This window comes from Prevotella sp. MA2016 (assembly GCF_000619825.1).
Lineage (GTDB): Bacteria > Bacteroidota > Bacteroidia > Bacteroidales > Bacteroidaceae > Prevotella.
The window spans coordinates 160,106-183,527 of record NZ_JHUW01000007.1 but is presented as its reverse complement, the minus strand read 5'-3'; the positions used below and the strand labels follow the sequence as shown (position 1 = coordinate 183,527).

Annotated in this window: 19 protein-coding genes; 13 read left to right on the top strand and 6 right to left on the bottom strand. The window is 48.9% G+C overall.

The window, feature by feature from the left end:
• The first annotated feature begins 89 nt into the window (after positions 1-89).
• From T360_RS15645 to T360_RS0103185, 11 genes are all read left to right on the top strand, one after another.
• A complete protein-coding gene (locus T360_RS15645; protein ID WP_197019260.1) occupies positions 90-827 on the top strand; it encodes a porin family protein in 738 nt (245 codons plus the stop codon).
• A 157-nt stretch (positions 828-984) separates the two neighbouring features.
• Positions 985-1,539: a DUF3836 domain-containing protein gene (locus T360_RS0103230; protein WP_028911524.1), complete on the top strand. Its 555-nt coding sequence runs from the start codon at positions 985-987 to the stop codon at positions 1,537-1,539.
• A gap of 107 nt (positions 1,540-1,646) precedes the next feature.
• On the top strand, positions 1,647-2,321 hold the full coding sequence (locus T360_RS0103225; protein ID WP_028911523.1) for a helix-turn-helix domain-containing protein: 675 nt from the start codon (positions 1,647-1,649) through the stop codon (positions 2,319-2,321).
• Between the two features lie 93 nt (positions 2,322-2,414).
• Entirely contained in the window at positions 2,415-2,957 is a 543-nt protein-coding gene (locus tag T360_RS0103220; protein WP_028911522.1) for a hypothetical protein, read from the top strand.
• A gap of 76 nt (positions 2,958-3,033) precedes the next feature.
• Positions 3,034-3,528: an RNA polymerase sigma factor gene (locus T360_RS0103215; protein ID WP_028911521.1), complete on the top strand. Its 495-nt coding sequence runs from the start codon at positions 3,034-3,036 to the stop codon at positions 3,526-3,528.
• Entirely contained in the window at positions 3,525-4,193 is a 669-nt protein-coding gene (locus T360_RS0103210) for a hypothetical protein (protein WP_028911520.1), read from the top strand. Before T360_RS0103215 ends, T360_RS0103210 begins: the two co-directional genes overlap by 4 nt.
• Positions 4,183-5,139 (top strand): hypothetical protein, encoded by a 957-nt coding sequence (locus T360_RS0103205; protein ID WP_028911519.1) that lies wholly within the window; start codon positions 4,183-4,185, stop codon positions 5,137-5,139. Before T360_RS0103210 ends, T360_RS0103205 begins: the two co-directional genes overlap by 11 nt.
• Positions 5,140-5,244: 105 nt before the next feature.
• The gene (locus T360_RS0103200) at positions 5,245-7,443 is read left to right on the top strand and encodes an outer membrane beta-barrel family protein (RefSeq protein ID WP_028911518.1); all 2,199 of its coding nucleotides are present in this window, start codon (positions 5,245-5,247) and stop codon (positions 7,441-7,443) included.
• A gap of 142 nt (positions 7,444-7,585) precedes the next feature.
• On the top strand, positions 7,586-9,937 hold the full coding sequence (locus T360_RS0103195; RefSeq protein ID WP_028911517.1) for an ABC transporter permease: 2,352 nt from the start codon (positions 7,586-7,588) through the stop codon (positions 9,935-9,937).
• Positions 9,938-9,949: 12 nt separating this feature from the next.
• Positions 9,950-12,301 carry an ABC transporter permease gene (locus tag T360_RS0103190; RefSeq protein ID WP_036928698.1) on the top strand — a complete coding sequence of 784 codons (2,352 nt, stop codon included), beginning with the start codon at positions 9,950-9,952 and terminating at the stop codon, positions 12,299-12,301.
• Positions 12,302-12,325: 24 nt separating this feature from the next.
• Positions 12,326-13,000 (top strand): ABC transporter ATP-binding protein, encoded by a 675-nt coding sequence (locus T360_RS0103185; protein WP_028911515.1) that lies wholly within the window; start codon positions 12,326-12,328, stop codon positions 12,998-13,000.
• Between the two features lie 10 nt (positions 13,001-13,010).
• On the opposite strand, the gene asnB is transcribed toward T360_RS0103185, so the two are convergent.
• From asnB to T360_RS0103165, 4 genes are all read right to left on the bottom strand, one after another.
• Complete coding sequence (asnB, locus tag T360_RS0103180) at positions 13,011-14,732, bottom strand: asparagine synthase B (protein WP_028911514.1); 1,722 nt, start codon at positions 14,730-14,732, stop codon at positions 13,011-13,013.
• 14 nt (positions 14,733-14,746) lie between these two features.
• The gene (locus T360_RS0103175; RefSeq protein WP_028911513.1) at positions 14,747-15,442 is read right to left on the bottom strand and encodes a hypothetical protein; all 696 of its coding nucleotides are present in this window, start codon (positions 15,440-15,442) and stop codon (positions 14,747-14,749) included.
• Between the two features lie 55 nt (positions 15,443-15,497).
• Complete coding sequence (locus tag T360_RS0103170; protein WP_028911512.1) at positions 15,498-16,754, bottom strand: ammonium transporter; 1,257 nt, start codon at positions 16,752-16,754, stop codon at positions 15,498-15,500.
• A gap of 91 nt (positions 16,755-16,845) precedes the next feature.
• A complete protein-coding gene (locus T360_RS0103165; RefSeq protein WP_028907009.1) occupies positions 16,846-17,193 on the bottom strand; it encodes a P-II family nitrogen regulator in 348 nt (115 codons plus the stop codon).
• 310 nt (positions 17,194-17,503) lie between these two features.
• Here T360_RS0103165 and T360_RS0103160 point away from each other — a divergent pair, with 310 nt between their 5' ends.
• Complete coding sequence (locus tag T360_RS0103160) at positions 17,504-18,736, top strand: LL-diaminopimelate aminotransferase (protein WP_028911511.1); 1,233 nt, start codon at positions 17,504-17,506, stop codon at positions 18,734-18,736.
• A 26-nt stretch (positions 18,737-18,762) separates the two neighbouring features.
• Here T360_RS0103160 and T360_RS0103155 read toward each other — a convergent pair whose 3' ends face one another.
• Positions 18,763-20,511 carry an amidophosphoribosyltransferase gene (locus tag T360_RS0103155; RefSeq protein WP_028911510.1) on the bottom strand — a complete coding sequence of 583 codons (1,749 nt, stop codon included), beginning with the start codon at positions 20,509-20,511 and terminating at the stop codon, positions 18,763-18,765.
• 30 nt (positions 20,512-20,541) lie between these two features.
• Positions 20,542-22,137, bottom strand: coding sequence for a CTP synthase (locus tag T360_RS0103150; RefSeq protein ID WP_028911509.1), 1,596 nt, complete (start codon positions 22,135-22,137; stop codon positions 20,542-20,544).
• 241 nt (positions 22,138-22,378) lie between these two features.
• Between T360_RS0103150 and T360_RS14505 the strand changes: the two genes are divergently transcribed.
• On the top strand, positions 22,379-23,281 hold the full coding sequence (locus tag T360_RS14505; protein WP_051523316.1) for a YafY family protein: 903 nt from the start codon (positions 22,379-22,381) through the stop codon (positions 23,279-23,281).
• The last annotated feature ends 141 nt before the right edge of the window (positions 23,282-23,422 follow it).

The following is a 23,422-nucleotide window of genomic DNA, read 5'->3' as shown; positions in this document are numbered from 1 at the left end:
AGATTTAGGATATTTAACGTGGCCCCATGCAGGATTCTCCTTCATGGGGCGTTTTTATTGGTGGAATTATCAATATAAAACGTAAAAACATGAATAGATTACTCAAAGTTTCGTTGGGCGTTGTGCTGGCTGTTCTGCCTCTTGCAACCAGTGCGCAGGACATCCATTGGCAGGCAAGAGGTGGTATTGGTCAATCAACATTGTTTGGCGGTGTGTCGAATATCGATGCCCGTACAGGTTTTCATATTGGTGGTGGCGCTGACATCGGACTGTCGAAGAATGGTGTGTGGCGCTTTCAACCTGCCCTCCAGTTTGCTCAGAAAGGATGGAAGTTTGATGGCTATTATGGTAATGAACAGATTATGCCAGCCAAATTCAGTACGCGTCTTAACTATCTGCAGTTGCCCTTGCAGATAGCTGCCCGCCTGAATCTGGGAAAGGAGTGGTATCTCACTTTCAGAACTGGCGCCTATGTGGCTTATGGTTTGAGTGCGAAGACGAGGATGGAAATTCTGGATACCGATTATGATGAGACTTTCGATGTCAACCATTTTAACAAGGCTTTTGATTTTCGTCAGGCTGCCTATGATGAGGAGAAGCACAGCGTGGAATATCCTAAATTCAAGCGCTGGGATGTTGGTGCCATTGGAGGTATCGATCTGACCTATCGCCATTTTATCTTCGGCTATCAGGTAGCGATGGGATTCACCAAGCTCTGCGATGCCGGTTTTATTGGCAACCCCGTTGCTAACATCCTGTCGGCAGCCCTGCTCGGAGGGCATCCCAAAAACATTTCTGCCGAAATATCCGTTGGCTATCAGTTCTGATAGGATGAAGTGTCTAAGAATTATACGAAGGTGTGTATAAAGATTAGACGAACGGCCTCTTGGCACTCAAAAAAGCTTGCATTGAACTAGGAATGATCGTAACTTTGCAATGTGAAAAGAAAAAAGGAAAGTATTAACAATTTAAATAAGTACGATTATGAAAAAGTTTATGATTAGCTCGATGATGTGCCTGATGGCTATGACCTCAAATGCACAAGTAATGACATCTGCAACTGTGGATAAGGTTTACAACACAGTCTCTCAGACTCCCGATGCAGAGTTCGTGTATAACGCTGATCGTGATGCTGATGGAAACATTGCTGAGATGGTGGTTTATCAGGAACAGCCCCAGCGCAAGGGCAGCTTCACCCTGAAGCCCGTACACCGCTACCAGTACACCTATGCTGCCGATGGTATGCTCACCAGTCGTACGAAGTATGTATGGCACAAGAACCAGTGGCAGTGCGCTGGTCGCCACAACTACTCACTCGATGCCGGATTGTTTATCGCTACCTATAGTCGTTGGAACAAGAAAAAGGCGCAGTTTGATGAGCCTGTAGGACAGATTACCTACACCCTGCTGCCCGATGAGAGCATCGCCAGCGTGGCTTGCTATAGTCGCGAGCGCGGTCATGCCGACTTGCAACTTGAGTGGCAAGCATCTGTAGAAAGTCATACGATGAACATGGACCATTATCTGACACAGAAATAACTGCGAAGTGCACTTGTTGTTTAAAAAATGATAAGATGTGGCGTGGAAGCGGATTGGTTTCGGAAAGATTGTTTATCTTTGTGGCGGAATTGATCAATTACTGAAAGATGAAACAGAAATATGCCGTTGTGATATTGTTGGCCCTGATCTTAGCATCAGGGCTGACGAGTTTCAAGAGTTTTCGTGCTACGGAGAGAGTTGTGGCCGAGGATATGGCTTGTGCGCTGACAAAAGCGTTGGACCAGCAGCATAGCGATGTGATTAGTTCTGATACTATCCGCGTGTTTAACAGCTATCTCAAGTTGGACGAGTTGCGTGGCAATGCTGTATTGGCTGTGACCACCCGACAGGATGGTCTGCGCTGCGAACCTAAATGCGCTGCCGCCACCATCTTTGCAATGTCCGATCAGCGTCCGGCTTCTGTCCTGTGGACTATGGCGTTGTTGTGGGCTTTCTTCTGTTTCTGGCATTATCGCAAGCAGGTGTCCCTCGTGGCGTTTGGCGGTCTGGCTTATGCTGAGGCTGAAGGTCGTTTCTACGATGCAAAGGGTCAGCAAGTGAAACTTACGCCCATGCAGCAGCAACTCATGGAGATGTTCTTTCGTAGCGAGTCGCATCAACTCTCGAAAACAGAAATCTGTGAGGCTCTCTGGCCCAAGAAAGATGATGCTAACGACACGCTCTACACCCTGATTCGTCGCTTGAAACCTATCATCGAGGCTCATTCCGACTTGAAAATAGAGTCAGATAGAGGTCGTGCTTACGAGCTGAAAGTCAAATAGTTAGGTGCTTGTCAGTTAATTGTCAGATAAATGTCAGACAAATAATTCGTTATAATAGGAATCTCTTCATACCTTTGCACGAAAAAAGCAAGTATGAGGAGATTTTTGTTTCTTTCTATGTTGGTTTTTATCACAGTCATGGCATGGGTGTCGGTTTATGAGAAGGAAGATGACTCGCCGTTGTCGCAGAAGTTGGAACGTGCGATGAGTCTTACCACGATGAAGGCGTATCATGATGACGATTACGACTATACGGTGCGCTATCCATCGTTTTTTGAACAGACGCCCGACTCGTTATTGGATAAAGGATGCTGTCGATTCAGTTTCTGGCAAGATAGTATCGAGATTGTTCAGACAGCATTTGTAGAGAAGAATCCAGATGATCTCTCGCTCGATCAAGGGATGACTAAATATGCTTCAGAACTTCATGCCACATCCCAGCGAAAAGGGCATGATAGTTTCATTCTTTCAGGTCATATTCTCGATGATAAAGGCCGACTGACAGCCCGTTGCTTTCATGCCAAGTTTGTGAAACATCGTAAACTATGGTTCGTGCAGTCGCTTACTTATCCAGAGGACAGCAAACCATCTCTCAAGCGTCTCATGACAGAAATAGATAACTGGAAAGTGTGGTGAAAGAGTTAAGTTGCGTTAAAATAAGTTTGACTTTGATATGTTTTTGTGTCTTATAGATGTACAGCAGAAATAAAAGATGGACAGAATAGCATTTGAACACCAAGTCCGCACGTGGCGACAGAAAGCGCTGAGCGTTAGCATCAGCTGCGGAGCGGGTCAAGACGAAGCAGAAGACATCGCTCAGGATGTGATGCTTCGCCTGTGGCAGATGCACGACGAACTGGAACAGTATCGTTCGATAGAAGCTATCGTCGCCCTCATGGCCCGGCACATGCTGAGCAACCATCAGCGACGAAAACCTATGGAAGCGCTGGACGAGACCATCACCGTCAGTCTGAACACCAATCCGCACGACGAGTTGGAGATGAGAGAAGACGAAGCATGGTTGACAACCAAAGTCCAGCAGTTGCCCACCACCCAGCGCACCTTATTATATATGCGACAAGTGGAACGGCGCAGTCACGAGGAGATAGCCCAGTTATTGGGTATCGAAACCACATCGGTAAGTACCTTGCTGGCAAGAGCCCGACGAACATTATTAGAAGAAATAAAACAGCGAAACAAACAATGATACAGTACACGAAAGAGGTTATCGAGAAGTTGCTCCAGAAATACATGGACGGCACTTCAACACTCGACGAGGAGGCCATCCTTGCCCAGTATTTTCAGGGCAAGAACATCCCCGAGGAATGGCTCTGCTATCAGCAGATGTTCCAGGAGATTGAAGCGATGAAACCCCAGCCAAAGACTCATCGCCGTTGGCGCGTATGGAGCATCGCTACTGCAGCTGTTGTTGCAGGCGTGCTGTATCTGGCTGTCTCACCGCGTCAAACCGAGCTTGCGCCCACAGCAGCCCTCACAGCTCAGGTTGATACCGTAGCTCAACAGTCTGTTGAGTCTGATGTCCAGTCGGAAACGCGTATTGATACAGTTGCTGCTCATCCCGTAATGCCTGTTGAAACCCCACAGCAACCTGTAAAAAAGGCCAAGAAGCGCAGTATGCGTAAGGCCGAGCCTACGATTCACGACTACGACAAGGCTTATGTGCTGATGGCGGAAGCCGAGCAGGCTAAGACTCGGATGGTGGAGGCCACGGCCCAAGTCGAGCAAGCCAAAGCAAAGATGGAAATCTTTAATGCTCAGATGGCAGCTTACGGCTATGTCCCAGTGATGCAAGAAGATGGTACCATAGTATATATTAACGAACAAGAAAAATTAATTGCATATGAAGAGTAAATATTTTATCCTCGCAGCCCTGTTGTTGGCCATGCCTTCAACGATGATGGCGCAGCAGAATATCAAGAAAGCATTTGATGCACTGCTGAATGAAAAGATCACTGAGTCGAAAACTCAGCACATTTTTGAACGCGATCCTCAAACAGGGCGTAAGTCAGCCCAAGCCGACGTGTACGACTTTGTGATTACTGCTCCCTCTGCGCTTGAGCGCCTGAAGGATATCCGTAAGGCATTCGATAAGGATAAGGAGGCTGCCTATTCGCTCAATTCTGGCAGTCGAAAACGTGCCGACCAGACTGATAGTGATGAAAGCATGTTTAGTATTGTAGAGACTATCCGTAGTCTCGCACCTATCACGCTGGCTGTTGGCGATGGTACAGCTCAGTCGGTATCTATTGGTAGTATGCAGGGCTCCGATTATATCTATGCCTGTTTTACCGATAAGGACGATCCTGACAGCCGTTATCGCTACGCTTATGCTATGGAGTGGGTCGAGAAGTCGAAGAAAACTCATGTTCGCCTGGCTGTCACATATGCTTTGCGTCCAGAAGCACGCGATAACAGCAAAGACAAAAAGAAGAGTAAGATAAATCGCATAATTGTTAATGGCAAAGATGTCAGTGTAGATGAACCTTCTGGGATGTTGGATAATATTTTCAGTAGCGTACTTAATTATAGTACCGATTCGTTATTATTTAATCGCGAGAAAACCCCTGAGTCATGGCTCAGCGAGTTCAACAACTACAAGCGTTTGTTCCTGAAGAACCCTGATGGCGCTACTGCCACACATTACGCCACCTCTATCTACAGCCTCTGCAAGAAATCGGCCATGCTCGAGCCCGAGGAGAAGAAACTCGTCATCAGCGAACTGACAAAACTCAAGGCTGCAGCAAAGGATGAACTCATCCAGAACATCTTTGAAATGAGTATCAAGAAACTAAAATAATAGTTCAGCATAAATATTCTCTCTCTCTTAATAATCTCTTCATACCTTTGTAGCCAAGCACAACTGGTATGAAGAGATCTTTTAAAACAAACATCTTATTAAAAAATGAAGAGTGTAAACGTGATTTTTACATTCCTGCTATTTGTGTGCCCAAATGTAACTATGGCCCAGCAGGATTCAACCTCAGTAAACAGCGATTCCATCACATGGAACAAGGAGTTAGACGGTGTTGTAGTTAAGGCCCAGCGCCAGTTAGTAAAACAAGATATCGACCGCATCGGATACGATGTGCAGGCCGATGAAGAGTCGAAGACGCAGACTGTGATGGATATGCTGCGCAAGGTGCCCATGGTGACAGTCGATGGGCAGGATAACATTCAGGTAAAAGGCAATAGTAATTTTAAGGTATATAAGAATGGTCATCTGGACCCCAGTCTCACCAAAAACGCCAAAGAAGTATTCAAGGCGATGCCAGCTTCTGCTGTAAAGCGCATCGAGGTGATTACTGATCCTGGTGCTCGCGAAGATGCCGAGGGTGTAGATGCCATTCTCAATATCGTTACACTTGCAAATACCAGCATGCAAGGTGTTACTGGCGTTCTTTCAAGCTCTATCAATACCCTTGGTCATTCCAATTTCTATTCCTCACTCACCAGTCAGTTGGGTAAACTGATGCTCTCTGTCGACTATGGTTATAATGGCATGACCAGACATGATAGCTATAATCGTGTTGAGAATTCACGTACCTATCTTGATACAGGAAACACCATGCTTTCTGGCTCTGAGGGCTCTAATCCTGGCGATATTCATTTTGCCGATATCGATGCCAGCTACGATATCGACTCGCTCAATCTGCTCTCAGTCTCGTTTGGCGGCTATTTCTATAAGCTAAACGTGCAGGGCGATGGTTATAACAATATGTATAATCCTGCTGGTCAGCAGCTATACAGCTATAACAACAGCTACTGGATGCCTGGCTACAACCACCACTCATGGAATGGTCGATTCGACTATCAGCATAAAACCCACCTCGATGGTGAGCGGCTCACACTGTCGTATATGCTTGCCCTCACTCGTCAGCATACCGATCAGGAGAGCGCCTACACCGAGTTGCAGAACGTGTCGTTTCCCTATACAGGTTGGTTGATGAACGAACGCGAACGATTCACTGAGCATACCTTTCAGATAGATTGGTTGCGCCCATTAAGCCGCGGACATCAGCTTGAGGTTGGCGCCAAATACATCGATCGTAATAACAACAGCCACAGCGCCCAAACCTTCTTTGGCATCGACGCCGATACCTCTGATGAGTTCCAGCATACCACACGTGTGCTTGCAGGCTATGCCGACTATATCTTCCGTGTTGCTAAATTCTCTGCTCGTGCAGGCTTGCGCTATGAGTACAGTTACATGCGAGGTAGCTATCCCGATGGCAAAAGTGCTGCGTTCGATAAGCATCTGGGCGACTGGGTGCCACAGGCCACACTGAAATATCAACTCACCGATGCACAGTCGTTGAAACTCAACTACACCACCAGCATCAATCGCCCTGGTATCTCTTATCTTAATCCTGCTGTCACCACGTCGCCAACATCCGTCAGTCAGGGTAATCCACAGCTCTCCAGCTCGCACACCCAGCGCATCAGTCTGGTCTATACCTATATCATGCCCAACCTTACGCTACAACTGGCTCCAAGCTATAACGCTTACAACAGCGGCATCAGCTCAATAGTTACGGCAAAGAATGATGTGCGATACTCTACTTACGATAACATCCTGCGCTATCGCCGCTTCTCTGTAGAGCAGTATGTGCAGTGGAAGCCTTTTGATGCCACAACACTTGTGTTCAACAATAACGTGCGTTACGAGCATTACGAGCATCCCAGTCTGTGTTATAGCAACCATGGTTGGAGCGATAACTACAATGTCAGTCTGCAGCAGCGTCTACCACTCAAGCTGCGTCTCAGTTTGAGCGCCTATGGAAAGATTGGTCATAGTCCGTCGAGCGTTTATTATGTTCAGCACGACTATTTCGACTATTACGCCTCGCTGCAGCGCTCGTTCCTCAAGGGAGATCGGCTCACAGTGCGCATCACGGCCAATGCACCATTCAATAAGTATTGGACTATGGAGGCCGAGACCGTTAATGGTGACTTCAAAGGCTATGAACGTTCGTGGAATCGCAACCGCTCGTTCGCCATCTCTGCCTCTTGGCGCTTTGGATCTCTTAAATCAAGCGTCAAGAAGACCGATCACACGATCGACAACAGCGATGTAGTAGGCGGTATCTCGAAAGGAAAATAACACCAACAGACCGTTGGTGTCAAGTAATCATACGCCGAGGTGTCTAATTATTAGACAATCCACATCCGCCAAGGTGAAAAGCCTTGGCGGATTCGTTTTTTAGATGTATTTTTGCATCAGAAATCATAAATTGAATAATGATATGAAGAGTTTTTTCCGTTTCCTGTCGCGCAACAAGCTATATACCTTTATAAATATAGCCGGACTGGTGGTGTCGCTGATGTTCATCATTCTGATGGGCGACTACACCTGGCGCCAGTTCACGATCGACTCGTGGCACAAGAATGCCGACCGGATTGTGCTGGTAGGCGATGAGAGCAATTTCTTTATGTGGCCACAGGCTGCCGACGATATTAAGGCGATGTGCCCTGAGGTGGAGCAGAAGTGCTGCGTGATGAGCCAGAGTGGAAAAATCAAATATGGCGACCGAGTGGTGGAAGATGGCGACGACAAGAGCACCATCTTGCTGGCCGACTCTACTTTCTTCAACTTCTTCGACTATGAACTCACGCTGGGCAACAGGCGTACAGCTCTTGACAAGCCTGATAAGTGTGTTATCACCGAGCGACTGGCCAAGCGCTTGTTTGGCGATAAGAACCCTATGGGTGAGTCGATTCAGATTACTGGCGAACGCCATGTACGTATCGGGCATGACGACCCTTACGACAGTACGCTGGTATATACCGTTAGTGCGATAGCAAAGGATTTCGATCATACGGTACTGCCCAACGAGACGCAGATTATCGTGAACATGCAGCGCTATCCGCAGGTGATGGGCTATCAGCTTGAGAATTACACAGCGGCCTATGGCCCCAATGGTTGTAGTAAAGCGTTCTTCATGCTGCGTCCAGGCACCAGTCTCGATAGCAAAAAGGCTGTTATCGCTGATTATCTGGACAAGAATTACTATGGTAAGTGGGAGGGTGAAAAACTGACTTTTACGTCACTCAAAGACGTGATGTTTGCGCCACAGAACAGTGGATCCGGCATGCAGAAAGGTGATAAGTCGCGACTTCATATCCTGTTGGCTGCCGTGCTGGCCATCCTCTTCTTTGCCATCAGCAACTATATCAACCTGACGGTTGCCAACACCGGTTTCCGTGCTAAGGAGATGGCCACCCGTAAACTCTTTGGTAGTAGTCAGAACGATATCTCGCTGAAACTGATAGCTGAGTCAACCCTGATGGTAGCTGTATCGTTTGTCATTGGATTGGCATTGGCCTTTGCCTTTCAGGAGGATGCTGTAGAATTGTTTAAGGGTAAGATCGACCTCTATGGCGACATCAGTCTGGGTACAGTCAGTGTCTGCATCGCTTTTATCCTGATGGTAGGCGTCATCTCGGGCGTTATGCCTTCGTGGCAGCTCTCGCGCTTCCAGCCCATCGATATTGTAAAGGGCAGCTTCCGTTATCGCTCCAAAATGGTGCTGGGCAAGATATTCATCATTCTACAGAATGTGGTAACTGTGGTGATGCTTACGTCGGCGCTTGTCATCTGGATGCAACTGCATCATTTGATTCATGCGCCGCTGGGCTACAATACAGAGAATCTGTTTGTAATCAACGCTCCCGATGGGAAAGGACAGACGGTGAGAAACCTCTTGGAGAAGATGCCATTTGTAGAGAAAATAGGTATGTTCGAGAAAACCTCGTTGGCCACTGGTAGCTGTAGCATGCAGAGCGTTACGCGCAACGATAAAGTGATCACTCTCTTCTTGTTGGACCTTGACAAGACAGCCTATGAGCTGTATGACTTGAAAAAGAAGAAAGACTATGGACAGACCAGCGACGGCTACTATCTGACGGAGGAGGCTATGCGCCAGATGGAATATACCGACACCACCACACAGACTGTCTGGAATAAGCCTATCGCAGGTGTGCTTTTCGATATCCATCGTACCAATGTGTTGAACGGCGTAGAACCTTTTGTTATCCAAATCAAGGATTCGTTCAACTATCCTTCGTACTTGGTGAAGACCAGTGGCGACAAGCAGGCCAAGGCGGCTTTCATCAACATGATGAAGGAACAAGGTGTGCCAGATATCGATATGGAATGGTATGTGCAGCCGCTGGAGGAAAATATTGCCAAAACCTTCGAGGACCAGCAGAACACGCTGAAGATTATCTCGCTCTTTACCATCATCGCCATCGTGATCTCTATCATGGGCTATGTCGGCATGTCGCTCTTCTTCATCCGTCAGCGACAGAAGGAGATTGCCATCCGCAAGGTGATGGGCTCTACGTCGCGCGAGGTGTTGCTGCTGATGCTGCGCACGTTCTCTATCCCCATACTGATTTCGTTTGTCATCGCTGTGCCTATCTCATGGTACATCATGCGCGACTGGCTCTCAAACTTCAGTTATCGAATCGCGCTTAGCCCCTGGATCTTCGCTGTAGCTGGGTTTACCTGCTTCATCATTTCCATGCTCACCGTCATCATCCAGAGCTGGCGCGCTGCTTCTGAGAATCCGATTAATAATATTAAAACTGAATAAAGCATTGCAAGTATGAACGTATTAAAATCTCTCAATCAGCGTGGTCAGCACAACTGGATCAAGATCCTCTGTCTGGCTGTTGGTCTGGCAACTGGTATCGTGCTGATAGGCAAGGCTGGTTTCGAGCAGTCGTGGGATAAGTACTTTGACACGAGCGACCGTATCTACGTGCTCTATGAGGATGTGATTCGCGACGGCGAATATCAGCATTACTCGCAAACATCGGGTGCTATTGCTCATGGCTTGAAGCGCTACTGTCCCCAGGTTGAGGCTGCCACCCGCTACACTGGCTTTGGTTGGGACCTGCCGTTGGTTACCGAAGAGGATAAGCGCATACGTACCAACTTCTTTTTTACCGATAGCTGTTTCTTCGATGTGTTCCCCTTCCGCATCCTGGCGGGTAATGCCAAGAAGACGCTCAGTCAGCCTAACTACTGCATGATTCCACAGTCGATAGCCGAGAAACTGGGTGGCGACGTGATTGGCAAGAAGGTGTATTATAATAAGCGTGGCAATCTGGCGCTGACCATCGGTGGTATCTACGAGGATATCCCGTTGAATAGCCGCCTGCACGATCTGGAGGTACTGGTATCGATGCCTACACTGCCTCAGGTGACCTGGGACGGTCGCGACAACTGGGTGGGCAACGATCGCTACTTCGGTTATGTGCGCCTGGCCAAGGGTATCATCCCCGACGACCTGAAACCACAGATTGCGAAGATGCGACGCGACAATCTGCCAGCCGACGAACTGAAGAAGGCCGGTGTGGATCTCGACTACTCGCTGCGCCCATTGGTTGACTATCACACGCAGGACGATGCTACACGCCGCATGATATGGATTATCTCGTTGTTGGCTGCGGTGCTGATTGGCTGTGCTGTGATGAACTATCTGTTGCTGGTGATTGGTGGCATTAGTCGCCGCGCTCGCGAGATGGCTGTACACCGTTGCTATGGTGCCGAGGCACGTAACATCTACGGCAGGGTGATGGCAGAAAGTGTGCTGCACTTGCTATTGTCGCTGACATTGGCTGCTATCCTGCTGCTCATCTTCCAGGATACCATTCAGGAGCTTACAGGCACACCGCTCACAGTGATGCTTACCACGGGGCATAATATCTGGTTTATCGCCCTTACCTGTCTGGTGGTGCTGGCTATCACCGGTGTGGTACCTGGTTGGGCTTACACCCACATCCCCATGACTGCTGCCTTTAAGCATTACAATCATTCGCACCGCGTGTGGAAACTGCTGTTGCTGGGGTTGCAGTTTGCTTCGGCCACCTTCCTGTTCGTACTGCTGCTGGTGGTAGGTCGCCAGTATCAGCTGATGGTGAACGATAATCCGGGCTACGACTATTCGACCTTAGCCGACCTGAATACCGACGAACTCTCGCTGACGCAGACCCGACTGGTGGTTGACGAACTGAAGAAACTGTCGGGGGTGAAAGGTGTTACCGCATCTTATGCCTATCTGCCCGAAATGCAGAGTGGTGATAACATCTTCCTGCCAGGCGATGATAAGGAATACATGAATGTGGCCGACCTGTTTGATGTGGGCGACGACTACTTCGAAGTTATGGGTATCCCCGTGATTGCAGGTCGTACCTTTACGCAGCAGACCGACACCATGCGCGAGGCGATGGTAAGCCGTAAGTTCGAGGAGAAGATGAAACAGTTGGCTGGTTGGGATCAGGCCGTGGGCAAGCAGGTCATCTGCACATCTTATAATGGTCCTTACACCATTGTGGGTGTTTATGATGACCCACGCATTGGTAGTATCACCTATCCCGACACGCGTCCAAGTATCTGCTTCTATAACCAGAGCCTGAAGTACACCCATCATATCACCGTGCGCTTTCATGATATGGAGGCACTCGATGCCGCCAACCAGCGCTTGCACCAATTGGTGCCTGAGACACCGGAACTTGCGCTTCGTCCATACACCATGTTGATGACGCAGCTTTATACCGATGCCCATCGCTTCCGCAGTACGGTGATGATTGGTGGCTTGGTAGCACTCATCATCGCTCTGATAGGTCTGATTGGTTACTTGGCTGGCGAGATGGCTCGCCGACAGAAGGAGATAGCCATCCGCAAGGTGAATGGTGCTCATATCATCGATGTGCTGCAGCTGTTTATCACCGACATTCTGCGCTTGGCGCTGCCTGCTGTGGTTATCGGTGCTATCGGTGGTTGGTATGTATCGCGCCTATGGTTGGAGCAGTTCAGTGAGAAGGCTGCCTTGTCGCCAGTGCTCTTCGGTCTTTGTGCCCTGGCAGTAGTGCTGGTTATCCTCTCGGTGGTTTGTGTGGGCTGCTATCGTGTGGCTTGCAGCAATCCTATTGATTATCTCAAAAACGAATAATAATTTTTAAAACGCTATAATATTATGATTAAGCTTGAAAACATTCAGAAGGTGTTCCGTACCGAAGAGGTGGAGACCGTTGCATTGGGCGGCGTATCGCTCGAAGTGAAGAAAGGTGAGTTCGTGGCCATCATGGGTCCATCGGGCTGTGGTAAGTCAACCTTGCTCAACATCCTGGGACTGCTCGATAATCCTACCAGTGGCCAGTATCTGCTGGATGGTCAGGATGTGGGTTCGCTCAAGGAGAGCCAGCGTACCAAGGTGCGCAAAGGCCAGATTGGTTTTGTGTTCCAGAGCTTTAACCTGATTGATGAATTGAATGTGGAAGAGAATGTAGAGTTGCCTTTGACTTATCTGGGTGTGCCCAAGAAGGAGCGTAAGGAGCGTGTAGAGGAGGTGCTGCGCCGCATGGCCATCAGTCATCGTGCCCACCATTTCCCTCAGCAGCTTTCAGGAGGTCAGCAGCAGCGTGTGGCTATCGCCCGTGCCGTGGTGATGAATCCTAAGATCATCCTCGCCGACGAGCCCACTGGTAACCTCGATTCGAAGAACGGACTGGAGGTGATGCAACTGCTCACCCAGCTGAACCAAGAGGGTACCACTGTAGTAATGGTAACCCACTCGGAACGCGATGCTGGTTACGCTCAGCGCACTATCAACCTGCTTGATGGTCAGGTAGTGCCTGAGGTAACCTTGTAAAAAAATAGTCTTAATAAGCTTGTTCATGGACCCCTTTGACTGCTCGGCCAGAGGGGTCGTTTAGGTTTTTAAAGGCCTCGTCCCATTCCAGGGCGATGGCAGTAGAGCAGGCCACGCTGGCCTCGCTGGGCACGCTGAGTGCAGCTGAGTCGCTGGGGAAATGCTCGGCAAAAATAGAGCGGTAGTAGTACTCCTCTTTGTTTTTAGGCGGGTTGATGGGGAATCGCTCGGCGGCATGGGCCATCTGTTCGTCAGTAACCGCTGCAGCAGTCATCTCTTTCAGTGTGTCGATCCATGAGTAGCCTACACCATCGCTGAACTGCTCCTTCTGTCGCCAAACCACGGCTTCGGGCAGCATGTCGGCAAAGGCTTCGCGCACAATCTTCTTCTCCATCGTCTTGCCCGGACACATCTTGGCTTCGGGGTTGGTGCGCATAGCCACATCCAGAAACTCCTTGTCGAGGAAAGGCACACGGCCTTCAACACCCCAGGCAGAGAGACTCTTGTTGGCGCGCAGACAGTCGTAGAGATGCAGTTTGGAGAGTTTGCGAACCGTCTCTTCGTGAAAATCCTTGGCTGTAGGGGCTTTGTGGAAATAGAGATAGCCACCGAAAATCTCGTCGGCTCCCTCGCCGCTGAGCACCATCTTGATACCCATCGACTTGATGACGCGTGCCAGCAGATACATCGGGGTAGAGGCGCGCACAGTGGTCACGTCGTAAGTCTCGATAAAGTAGATGACATCGCGGATGGCGTCGAGACCCTCCTGGATGGTGTAGTTGATTTCGTGGTGAACAGTACCGATGTGATCGGCCACCATCTTAGCCTTGGCCAGATCGGGCGCACCTTTCAGTCCTACAGCAAACGAGTGCAGACGGGGCCAGTAAGCTTTTGTCTTTGAGTCGTCCTCAATGCGATTTTCTGAGAATTTCTCGGCGATGGCTGAGATAACGCTTGAGTCGAGTCCGCCCGAGAGCAGTACGCCATAGGGCACATCGCTCATTAGCTGGCGCTTGACAGCAGCTTCGAGTGCATCGTGGATAGCCTCGACGCTAGCCTCATTGTTCTTAACGGCATCGTACTCAAACCAATCGCGCTGGTAATACCTTTTTAAGTTGTAGGGTTTAAGAGTTGAAGAGTTGAAGTTTTCTTCAATTTTTCCACTTTTCAATTCTTCAATTCTTCCATGAACGTAGTGGCCGGGAAGGAAGGGCTCGTAATGATCGCACTGTCCTTCTAGGGCTTTCAGCTCAGAAGCCACATAGACCGTGCCGTCGGCATCGTAGCCGATGTAGAGGGGGATGACGCCGATAGGGTCGCGAGCAATGAGGAATTCGTTGGAATCTTCGTCGTAAAGGGTAAAGGCAAAAATACCGTTTAGTTCTTCAAGAAAGTTGATGCCTTTATCACGATACAGTGCCAGAATGACTTCGCAATCGCTGCCCGTCTGGAATTCGTATTTGCCGGCATAACGGCGACGTATCTCCTGATGGTTATAGATTTCACCATTAACGGCGAGCACCTGTTTGCGGTCGGGTGAGAATAGTGGTTGGCCACCACTTTCTGGATCGACAATACTCAATCTCTCGTGTGCCAATATAGCCGATCCACCGCAGTAGATACCGCTCCAGTCGGGACCGCGATGACGGATTTTCTGACTCATCTTAAGCGCCTTTTCACGTAGAGCAGGCGTTTGCTCCTTTACATTTAAAATTCCAACGATTCCACACATAATGCTTTTTTATTTTATTGAATTGTAAATCCAAACACGAAGTATGCTTTCTGAGAAGCAGGGTTTGCTGCTATCTGACCGAACACGGGGATACTGAACGAGTCGGTAATCTTGATGTCCTTAGTGGCCTTTAATGCCAGGTTGGTGACTGCAAACCCGTTAACACCGTAGTAGTCGGTGGCATAGGGTACAGCACCCGCTGTGGCGGTCCAGTCACAAGTGGCCAGTTTGAAGGGCACATTCAGTTCAACATAAGAACTGTAGGCGCGCTTGCCGTCTTTGTTCAGTCCGTCATTACCAGCAAAGTTGGTAAACCACTGGATGCTGGCAGCACCAAAGTCGTAGCCTACGTTGGCCTCGAAGATATGACTGGTTTTGTGAGCATCATAGAGGAAATAGCGCTCCTCCGGTGTGTTAAACCAGTAGTCGGTGATGCCGATATTGAATCCGCCTGTGGCATAAGCCAGTGTCAGGTCTAACTCCTTGGCGTCGTTAGTGTCAACCAGTCCGTAACTGCCCCAGGCAGTGAGCGACAGACCTTTGTAGTCGATACCCAGTGTTGGCTGTATGGCTGCACTTCCGCAGTCTAAACCACGCCAAATATACGAGCTTACTACATCGGCAGATACGGTTGTGTTTACTTCGTTATCTTGTGCACTTGCACTCATCGCTGCGATGAACATCATCGCCATTAAAACAATCTTTTTCATAATTCGTTCACTTTTAAATGTTCAATCTTCAATCTTCAATCTTCAATGTTCAATGTTAGTTATAGCACAGCTCACCATGCTCGTAAACATCGAGACCTTCTTCCTCAATGCGCTTGTTGACACGCAGACCATGCAACTTCTTGATGCCGAAGAACAGTACTACTCCACAAACAGCAGCCCAGAGGTCGATGACAAGGATACCAAACAGTTCTGCACCGAAGAATCCCCAACCGAAACCATAGAAAGCACCATTGGTGGTAGAGAGCAGACCTGTCATCAGGGTGCCAAGGATACCACATACGCCATGTACTGAAGAAGCACCTACGGGATCGTCGATGTGCAAACGGTGGTCGATGAACTCGATGGCATATACCAGAACGATACCGCATACAAGACCGATGATGATAGCACCTAAAGGTGAAACAAGATCACAGCCAGCTGTGATACCTACAAGACCTGCCAGTACACCATTCAGAGTGAGTGAGAGTGAAGGCTTGCCATACTTGATGTAGGTGAGGAACATGGTGGCTACACCACCTGCAGCAGCTGCCAGGTTAGTAGTAAGGAATACGTGACTGATGGCAATGCGGTTCACCTCGCCACTGGCTGCCAACTGAGAACCGGGGTTGAATCCGAACCAGCCCAACCAGAGGATGAATACACCAAGCGCAGCCATAGCCAGGTTGTGACCAGGAATAGCACGACTCTTACCGTCCTCACCATATTTGCCCACACGAGGACCAAGTGCGATAGCACCGATCAAGGCCAACACACCACCTACGCTGTGCACGATGGCAGAACCTGCAAAATCGTGGAACACATCACCAAAGGTGGTCATCATAAAGCTGTCGGCAGCATCGTTGCAGAGCCAACCGCCTCCCCAGGTCCAGTGACCCTCGATGGGGTAGATGAACAGTGAGATAACAGCACTGTAAACCAGATACATAGAAAACTTGGTACGCTCGGCCATAGCACCGCTCACGATGGTAGCTGAAGTGGCACAGAAAACTGTCTCGAAAATCAAGAAGCCCTCAACAGGCAGGTCGCTCTCGTAGAAGCTCAGATCGCCCCAGTTGGGCATACCAATAAAACCGCCCAGCGTATCGCTGCCAAACATAAAGCCGAAGCCTAAGAAGAAGAACAGCAATGAGCCAAACATGAAATCTACAAAGTTCTTCATCAGGATGTTTGCGGTGTTCTTACCGCGTGTAAAACCAGCCTCACAGAGTGCGAAACCAGGCTGCATCCAAAACACAAGCATCGCAGCCAACAACATCCATACAGTATCGAGTGATAATCCTATTTCGTTCATAATCCAGAAAATCTTAATGTTTAATTTTTAATGTTTCGCTCGACATCCCAAAGGGTGGCGCTTGCTACCGAAGGGACGCAAGAATGTCGAACTATTTTTTGTCTCTCAGTACGGTATCGCCGTTCTCGCCTGTACGTATTGACCAGGTGTCGATAACGTCGCTTACAAAGATGCGACCATCACCAATTTCACCTGTATGGGCTACTTGTAGAATGACCTTCACCGTTGGATCGAGAAACATGTCGCGGCACACGATGGTGATGGCGACACGCTCGATCACGTCGGTACTGTACTGTACACCACGATAGATACGCTCCTGACGGCTCTGACCGATACCGTGGACGTCGTGGTACTCAAACCAGTCGATGTCGGATGACAGCAAAGCAGCTTTCACCTCCTCGAACTTAGTCTTTCGGATAATCGCTTCAATCTTTTTCATACCTTAAAACTTTTACCTATTAATAATAAAAACCATTTAAAAAATAACAATCTGATGTTTATGGGTGCAAAGTTACGACAAAATGAAAGTAAAACAATACTTTTTGTTTCAATTTGAATAAAATGTTTACTTTTTGTTATCTTTTTGTAATCTAATGTCATATTTTGCTTTTAGATTGAAAGTTATGAGCGTTAAAATACTTACAGATTGTTACTTTTAAATAAATCGAAGATGATTATGTTAAGTGATATGTGGTTTTTCGTGTAATTTGTATTACCTTTGCACTCGTAATTAAAATGGTTTATATTTTATGGCATTAGTTAACGACCACTTCTTGAAACTGCCGAACAATTATCTGTTCGCCGATATTGCTAAAAAGGTAAACGCCTTTAAGGCCATGCATCCCAAGGTGGATGTGATTTCGCTGGGTATAGGCGATGTGACACAACCATTGGCTCCAGCTGTTATCGAGGCTATCCATAAGGCTGCCGACGAGATGGCCACCCGTCAGGGGTTCAGGGGTTACGGTCCCGAGCAGGGCTACGATTTCTTGCGTGATGCTATCTTGAAGAACGATTTCCTGCCACGTGGCATACATTTGGACCGCGACGAGGTGTTTATCAACGATGGAGCCAAGAGCGATACGGGTAACATTCAGGAGTTGGTGCGCTGGGATAACTCTATCGGTGTTACCGATCCTATCTATCCGGTTTATATTGATTCGAACGTGATGATTGGTCGTGCCGGTGTGCAAGAGGATGGCCGTTGGTCTAATGTTCTGTATATGCCTTGTAATGCTGAGAACGGTTTTGTGCCTCAGTTGCCCGACCGTCGTGTGGATGTGATCTATCTGTGCTACCCTAACAATCCAACGGGTACAGTGATTTCAAAGGCTGAGTTGCGCAAGTGGGTTAACTATGCGTTGAAGAATGATACGCTTATCTTCTACGATGCAGCTTATCAGGCATATATCCAGGATGATGAGATTCCTCATTCAATCTATGAGATTCGTGGTGCGCGTAAATGCGCTATCGAGTTCCACTCGTATTCAAAAACGGCTGGTTTCACAGGTATCCGTTGTGGCTACACCATCGTTCCTAAGGAGGTAACGGCTGCTACGCTTACTGGCGAGCGTATTCCGCTCAATCCGCTGTGGAACCGTCGCCAGTGCACCAAGTTCAATGGTACCAGCTACATCTCGCAGCGTGCTGCAGAGGCTATCTACACGCCTGAGGGAAAACAACAAGTTAAAGAGACGATTGATTACTATATGGCTAATGCCAAGAAAATGCTCACCACCCTGCGCGGCTTGGGATTTGAGTGCTATGGTGGTGAGAATGCACCTTACATCTGGGCCAAGACGCCCGAAACTTCCGGATCATGGAAGTTCTTCGAAGAGATGCTCTACGGTGCCCATGTGGTTTGTACACCGGGTGTAGGTTTCGGTCCTTCGGGCGAAGGGTATGTGAGATTCACTGCCTTTGGCAGTCATGAACAAACCGATGAGGCGCTGCACCGAATCGAAAAATGGTTGAAGAAGTAAACCCCAAAAAAGTAGGTCATCTCGACCTACTTTTTTGTTATCTTATCGATGTAATTGATGAATGCCTGGTTGACCAGTCGCGTACCACCGGGAGTGGGGTAGTGACCGGTGAAGTACCAGTCGCCTGGGTGGTTGGGGCAAGCCTTGTGCAGGCCTTCGATGCTCTGGAATACCAGTTCGATGGGAGCCTGCATGTCGGCTGGTCGCAACATCTCAACAATTTTCTTGTTTATCTCATCTACTGTAAACGGCTCGTAAACCGCGCGCACGCAGTTTTGCATTTGCTCCTTCGGCTTCTCCAACTTGCGCTTGCAGGCCAGGTAGGTGTCGTTCACCAGTTGCCACATGCCGCGCTCTTCAATCAATGCCATGGTGGCACGGAAGGCACAGAACTCCTCCAGTCGGGCCATGTCGATGCCGTAGTAATCGGGGTAGCGAATCTGTGGCGAGCTTGATACCATCACAATCTTCTTGGGGTGCAAGCGGTCCAGAATCTTAAAGATACTCTCCTTGAGCGTGGTGCCACGCACGATACTGTCGTCGATAATCACCAGGTTGTCAACGCCGGCCTGCAAACTGCCATAGCTGATGTCGTAAACATGGGCAGCCAGGTCGTTGCGCTCGCTGTTGTCGGTGATAAAGGTGCGCAGTTTGATATCCTTCCATACCACCTTCTCGGTGCGCACGTCGCCGTGCAGCTTACGGAAGCCATCTGTCATCCCATAAAAGGCCACCTCGGCGGTGTTAGGGATGTAGGAAAAAACTGAATGGGATACATCGCCGTCGATGGCCTTTAAGATGGGGTGCGTGAGCTGTTCGCCCAGACGTTTGCGCTCCTGGTAGATGTCGCAGTCAGAACCGCGACTGAAATAGATGCGCTCGAACGAGCAGGCGCTCAGCTTCTGGGCAGGCATGATCTGCTCCAGTTGGCTTTCGCCGTTCTTATGTACTATCAGTGCCTGACCTGGCAGCAGTTCGTGCACGTCGGTACTGTCAATATCAAATGTGGTTTGCAGCACAGGGCGCTCGCTGGCCAGTGCTATGATTTCATCGTTGCGATAGTAGAAGGCTGGACGGATGCCCCATGGGTCGCGCACTGAGAACATCTCGCCGCTACCCGTCAGTCCGCACATCACGTAACCGCCATCGTAGTGCTGCATGGTAGTGCGTAGCACGTTGGCCATCTCTACGTGGTCGTCGATGTAGTTGGTGATGTCGGTACCAGTCAGTCCTTGTGCGGTGGCCTCCTGATAGAGACGCTCTACCTCGCGATCCAGGCGGTGTCCCATCAACTCGAGTGTGATGTATGAGTCGCCATAGATGCGAGGGCTCTGTCCCTGTGCGGTGAGGAATTGGAATACCTCGTCTATATTGGTCATGTTGAAGTTTCCGCACAAACACAAGTTTTTGGCGCGCCAATTATTGCGTCGCAAGAAGGGGTGTACGAATGTTAGTCCGCTCTTACCGGTGGTAGAGTATCGCAGGTGGCCCATCAGTAGCTCGCCCTTCATCTCCTCGGTGACGCGACTGAATATCTCGGTGATGGCATTCTTGCCTTCTGCCTTTTCGCGAAACATATATTCGGTGCCGGGCTTGTTGCTCAGGTTCACGCTGGCTATGCCGGCGCCCTCCTGTCCACGGTTGTGCTGTTTCTCCATCATCAGGTACAGCTTGTTAAAACCGTAGGCCCAGCTGTCGTATTTCTTCTCATAGTAGTCAAGCGGTTTCAACAAGCGAATCATCGCCACGCCGCACTCGTGCTTTAATTGCTCCATCAATTCTTCAATTTTCAATTCTTCAATTTTTCAATTTTTACATTCTCCAATGAAACTCATAAAGAGCGGGTGTGGGTTGAGTACCGTTGATGAGTATTCCGGGTGGAACTGGGTACCGATGTACCAGCGCTTCTCGGGTATCTCTACAATCTCTACCAGGTTGGCGTCGGGGTTGATACCCACGCACTTCATGCCGGCAGCCTCGTACTCCTCCTGATACTGGTTGTTAAACTCGTAACGGTGGCGGTGGCGCTCCTTGATCAGTGTCTCCTCACCATAAGCCTCGTAGGCACGGCTGCCCTTAACCAGTTCGCACTCATAGGCGCCCAGGCGCATGGTACCGCCCATCTCGGTGATGGTTTTCTGCTCCTCCATCATGTCGATTACTGGGTGTTGGGTGTTGGTGGCGAACTCCATGCTGTTGGCATCGGTGTAGCCCAGCACGTTACGGGCAAACTCGATGACCATCATCTGCATACCCAGACAGATACCGAAGGTGGGTATATTGTTCGTACGTGTGTATTCTGCGGCGATAATCTTGCCTTCGATACCGCGACTGCCGAAGCCTGGGCAGACCACGATGCCTGCCAGTCCTTTCAGTTTCTCGGCTACGTTCTGCTTGGTTATCTCCTCGCTGTTCACAAAATGCAGACGGGCTTTCACGTCGTTGTAGATACTAGCCAGGTTCAAGCTCTCGCGAATACTCTTGTAGGCATCCTGTAGGTCGTATTTGCCTACCAGTCCGATGTGGACCTCACGGGTCGCGTTACGCTGCTTGTCGAGGAAGTTGCGCCAAGGCTTCATGGCTGGAGTCTCGCCAACGGGGATGCCAATCTTACGCATGATGGCTGCATCCAGTCCTTGGTGCTGCATGTTTACTGGTACCTCGTAGATGCTGGGCAGATCCTCGCTCTGTACCACGCACTCCAGATCCACATTGCAGAACGAGGCTACCTTCATACGCATAGCGTCGTCGAGATGTTGCTCGGTGCGCAGTACCAGTATGTCGGGCTGGATACCCATACCCTGCAGCTCTTTCACGCTGTGCTGAGTGGGCTTGGTCTTCAGCTCGTCGGCTGCTTTTAAATAAGGTACGTACGTGAGGTGAACGCATACGGCGTTGCGGCCCAGCTGGTAGCGCAACTGTCGGATGGCCTCCATAAAGGGCGCGCTCTCGATATCGCCGATGGTGCCTCCCACCTCGGTGATGATAAAGTCGAAGCCCTCGTTGAGCTCCTGGCGAAGCATGCGTCGTTTGATTTCGTCGGTGATATGCGGTACTACCTGGATCGTTTTACCCAGGTAGTCGCCATGACGCTCGCGATCTATCACCGTCTTGTAGATGCGACCTGTTGTTATAGAGTTGTTTCGTGTTGTGTGTATGCCTGTAAATCGTTCGTAGTGTCCCAGATCGAGGTCGGTCTCAAAACCGTCAGCTGTTACATAGCACTCGCCGTGCTCGTAGGGGTTCAGCGTGCCCGGATCGATGTTGATATACGGGTCGAACTTCTGGATGGTAACTTTGTAGCCGCGTGCCTGCAGCAGTTTGCCAATGCTGGCCGATATGATTCCCTTGCCTAGTGATGAAACCACACCTCCTGTTACGAATATGTACTTTGTTTCCATAAAACCTGTTTATTTTATGGACTGCAAAGGTAGGCATTTTACGGATATGAGTCAATAGTTATGGCTGTATTTAAATCTACATTTTACCTCAAACTATCAACTTGAAAGAAAAAGGTTTCATTTTGCTTTCAGATTATAATTAGTATAACTATCATATGTCAATGATTAGTTTTTTTAATGAATATCAAGTTTTTGCGAGAATTGTGATTTTTACAAAAATATTTGTTGTACCTTTGCAGGCATGAAACCAGCTCAAATTTTTAATCAGTATATCTGGATTATCAATACGCTCAGGGCCTATAAACAGTTGACGTTTGAGGAACTGGCACGTAAATGGCGCAACGACGAAGTGGCCGATGGTAATCCATTGGTACGATCATCGTTCAACCGTCATCGCGATGCCATTGCCGATATGTTTGGTATCGACATTCGTTGTACACCTAAAACATATAAGTATTATATCGAGAACCCTGAAACATTGGGTAATGATAGTTTGGAGCGATGGCTTTTCTCGTCGCTGGCTGTGCATGGCGTGCTGAGCGATAGTGTGTCGATCAAAGACCGTGTGGTGCTTGAGAGTGTGCCTGCTGGCGTAGAGCATTTGGGTACGATCATTCAAGCCATAAAATCGGGTAAGAAGATACTGATACGCTATCAGCGTTTTGGTGGTGAGGCTTATGATAAGGTGGTGGCGCCTTATGCTATCAAACTGTTTTGTCAGCGCTGGTATCTGTTGTCGTTCACTGGTAGGCACTATGCTAACTATGCGCTCGACCGCATGCAGAGTGTGAAGCTTACTGATGAGAACTTTGAGCTGCCTGAGGGTTTCAGTCCGCAGGATTATTTTAGTGAGTACTATGGGGTGATGACTACCGACGAGCCGCTGACACACATGGTGGTAAGGGCACACAGTTGGGCTCCCAACTATCTGCGCACGTTGCCGCTACATCATTCTCAACGCGAACTGCGCTCAGGCAAGTTGCCTTCGGGTAGCGAATATACCGACTTCTCGTTTGATATCCGTCCTACGATAGATTTTCTGAGTCAACTGCTGTCGCATGGCGATGGTATTGAGGTGCTTGAGCCAAAGGAGGTACGCCAGCAAATGCTGAAAATGATTGATGATACCCGCAATCGCTATTAAGAGCTGTTAAATTCGCAACTATAATCTTAATTTTGTTTAACCAATGAGGTGGTGTCCTGACTTATGGGACACCACCTCATTTACTTTGCAGTCAAAATCAAATCATAAATAACTAATAAAAAAAGAAAAAGATTATGGCAA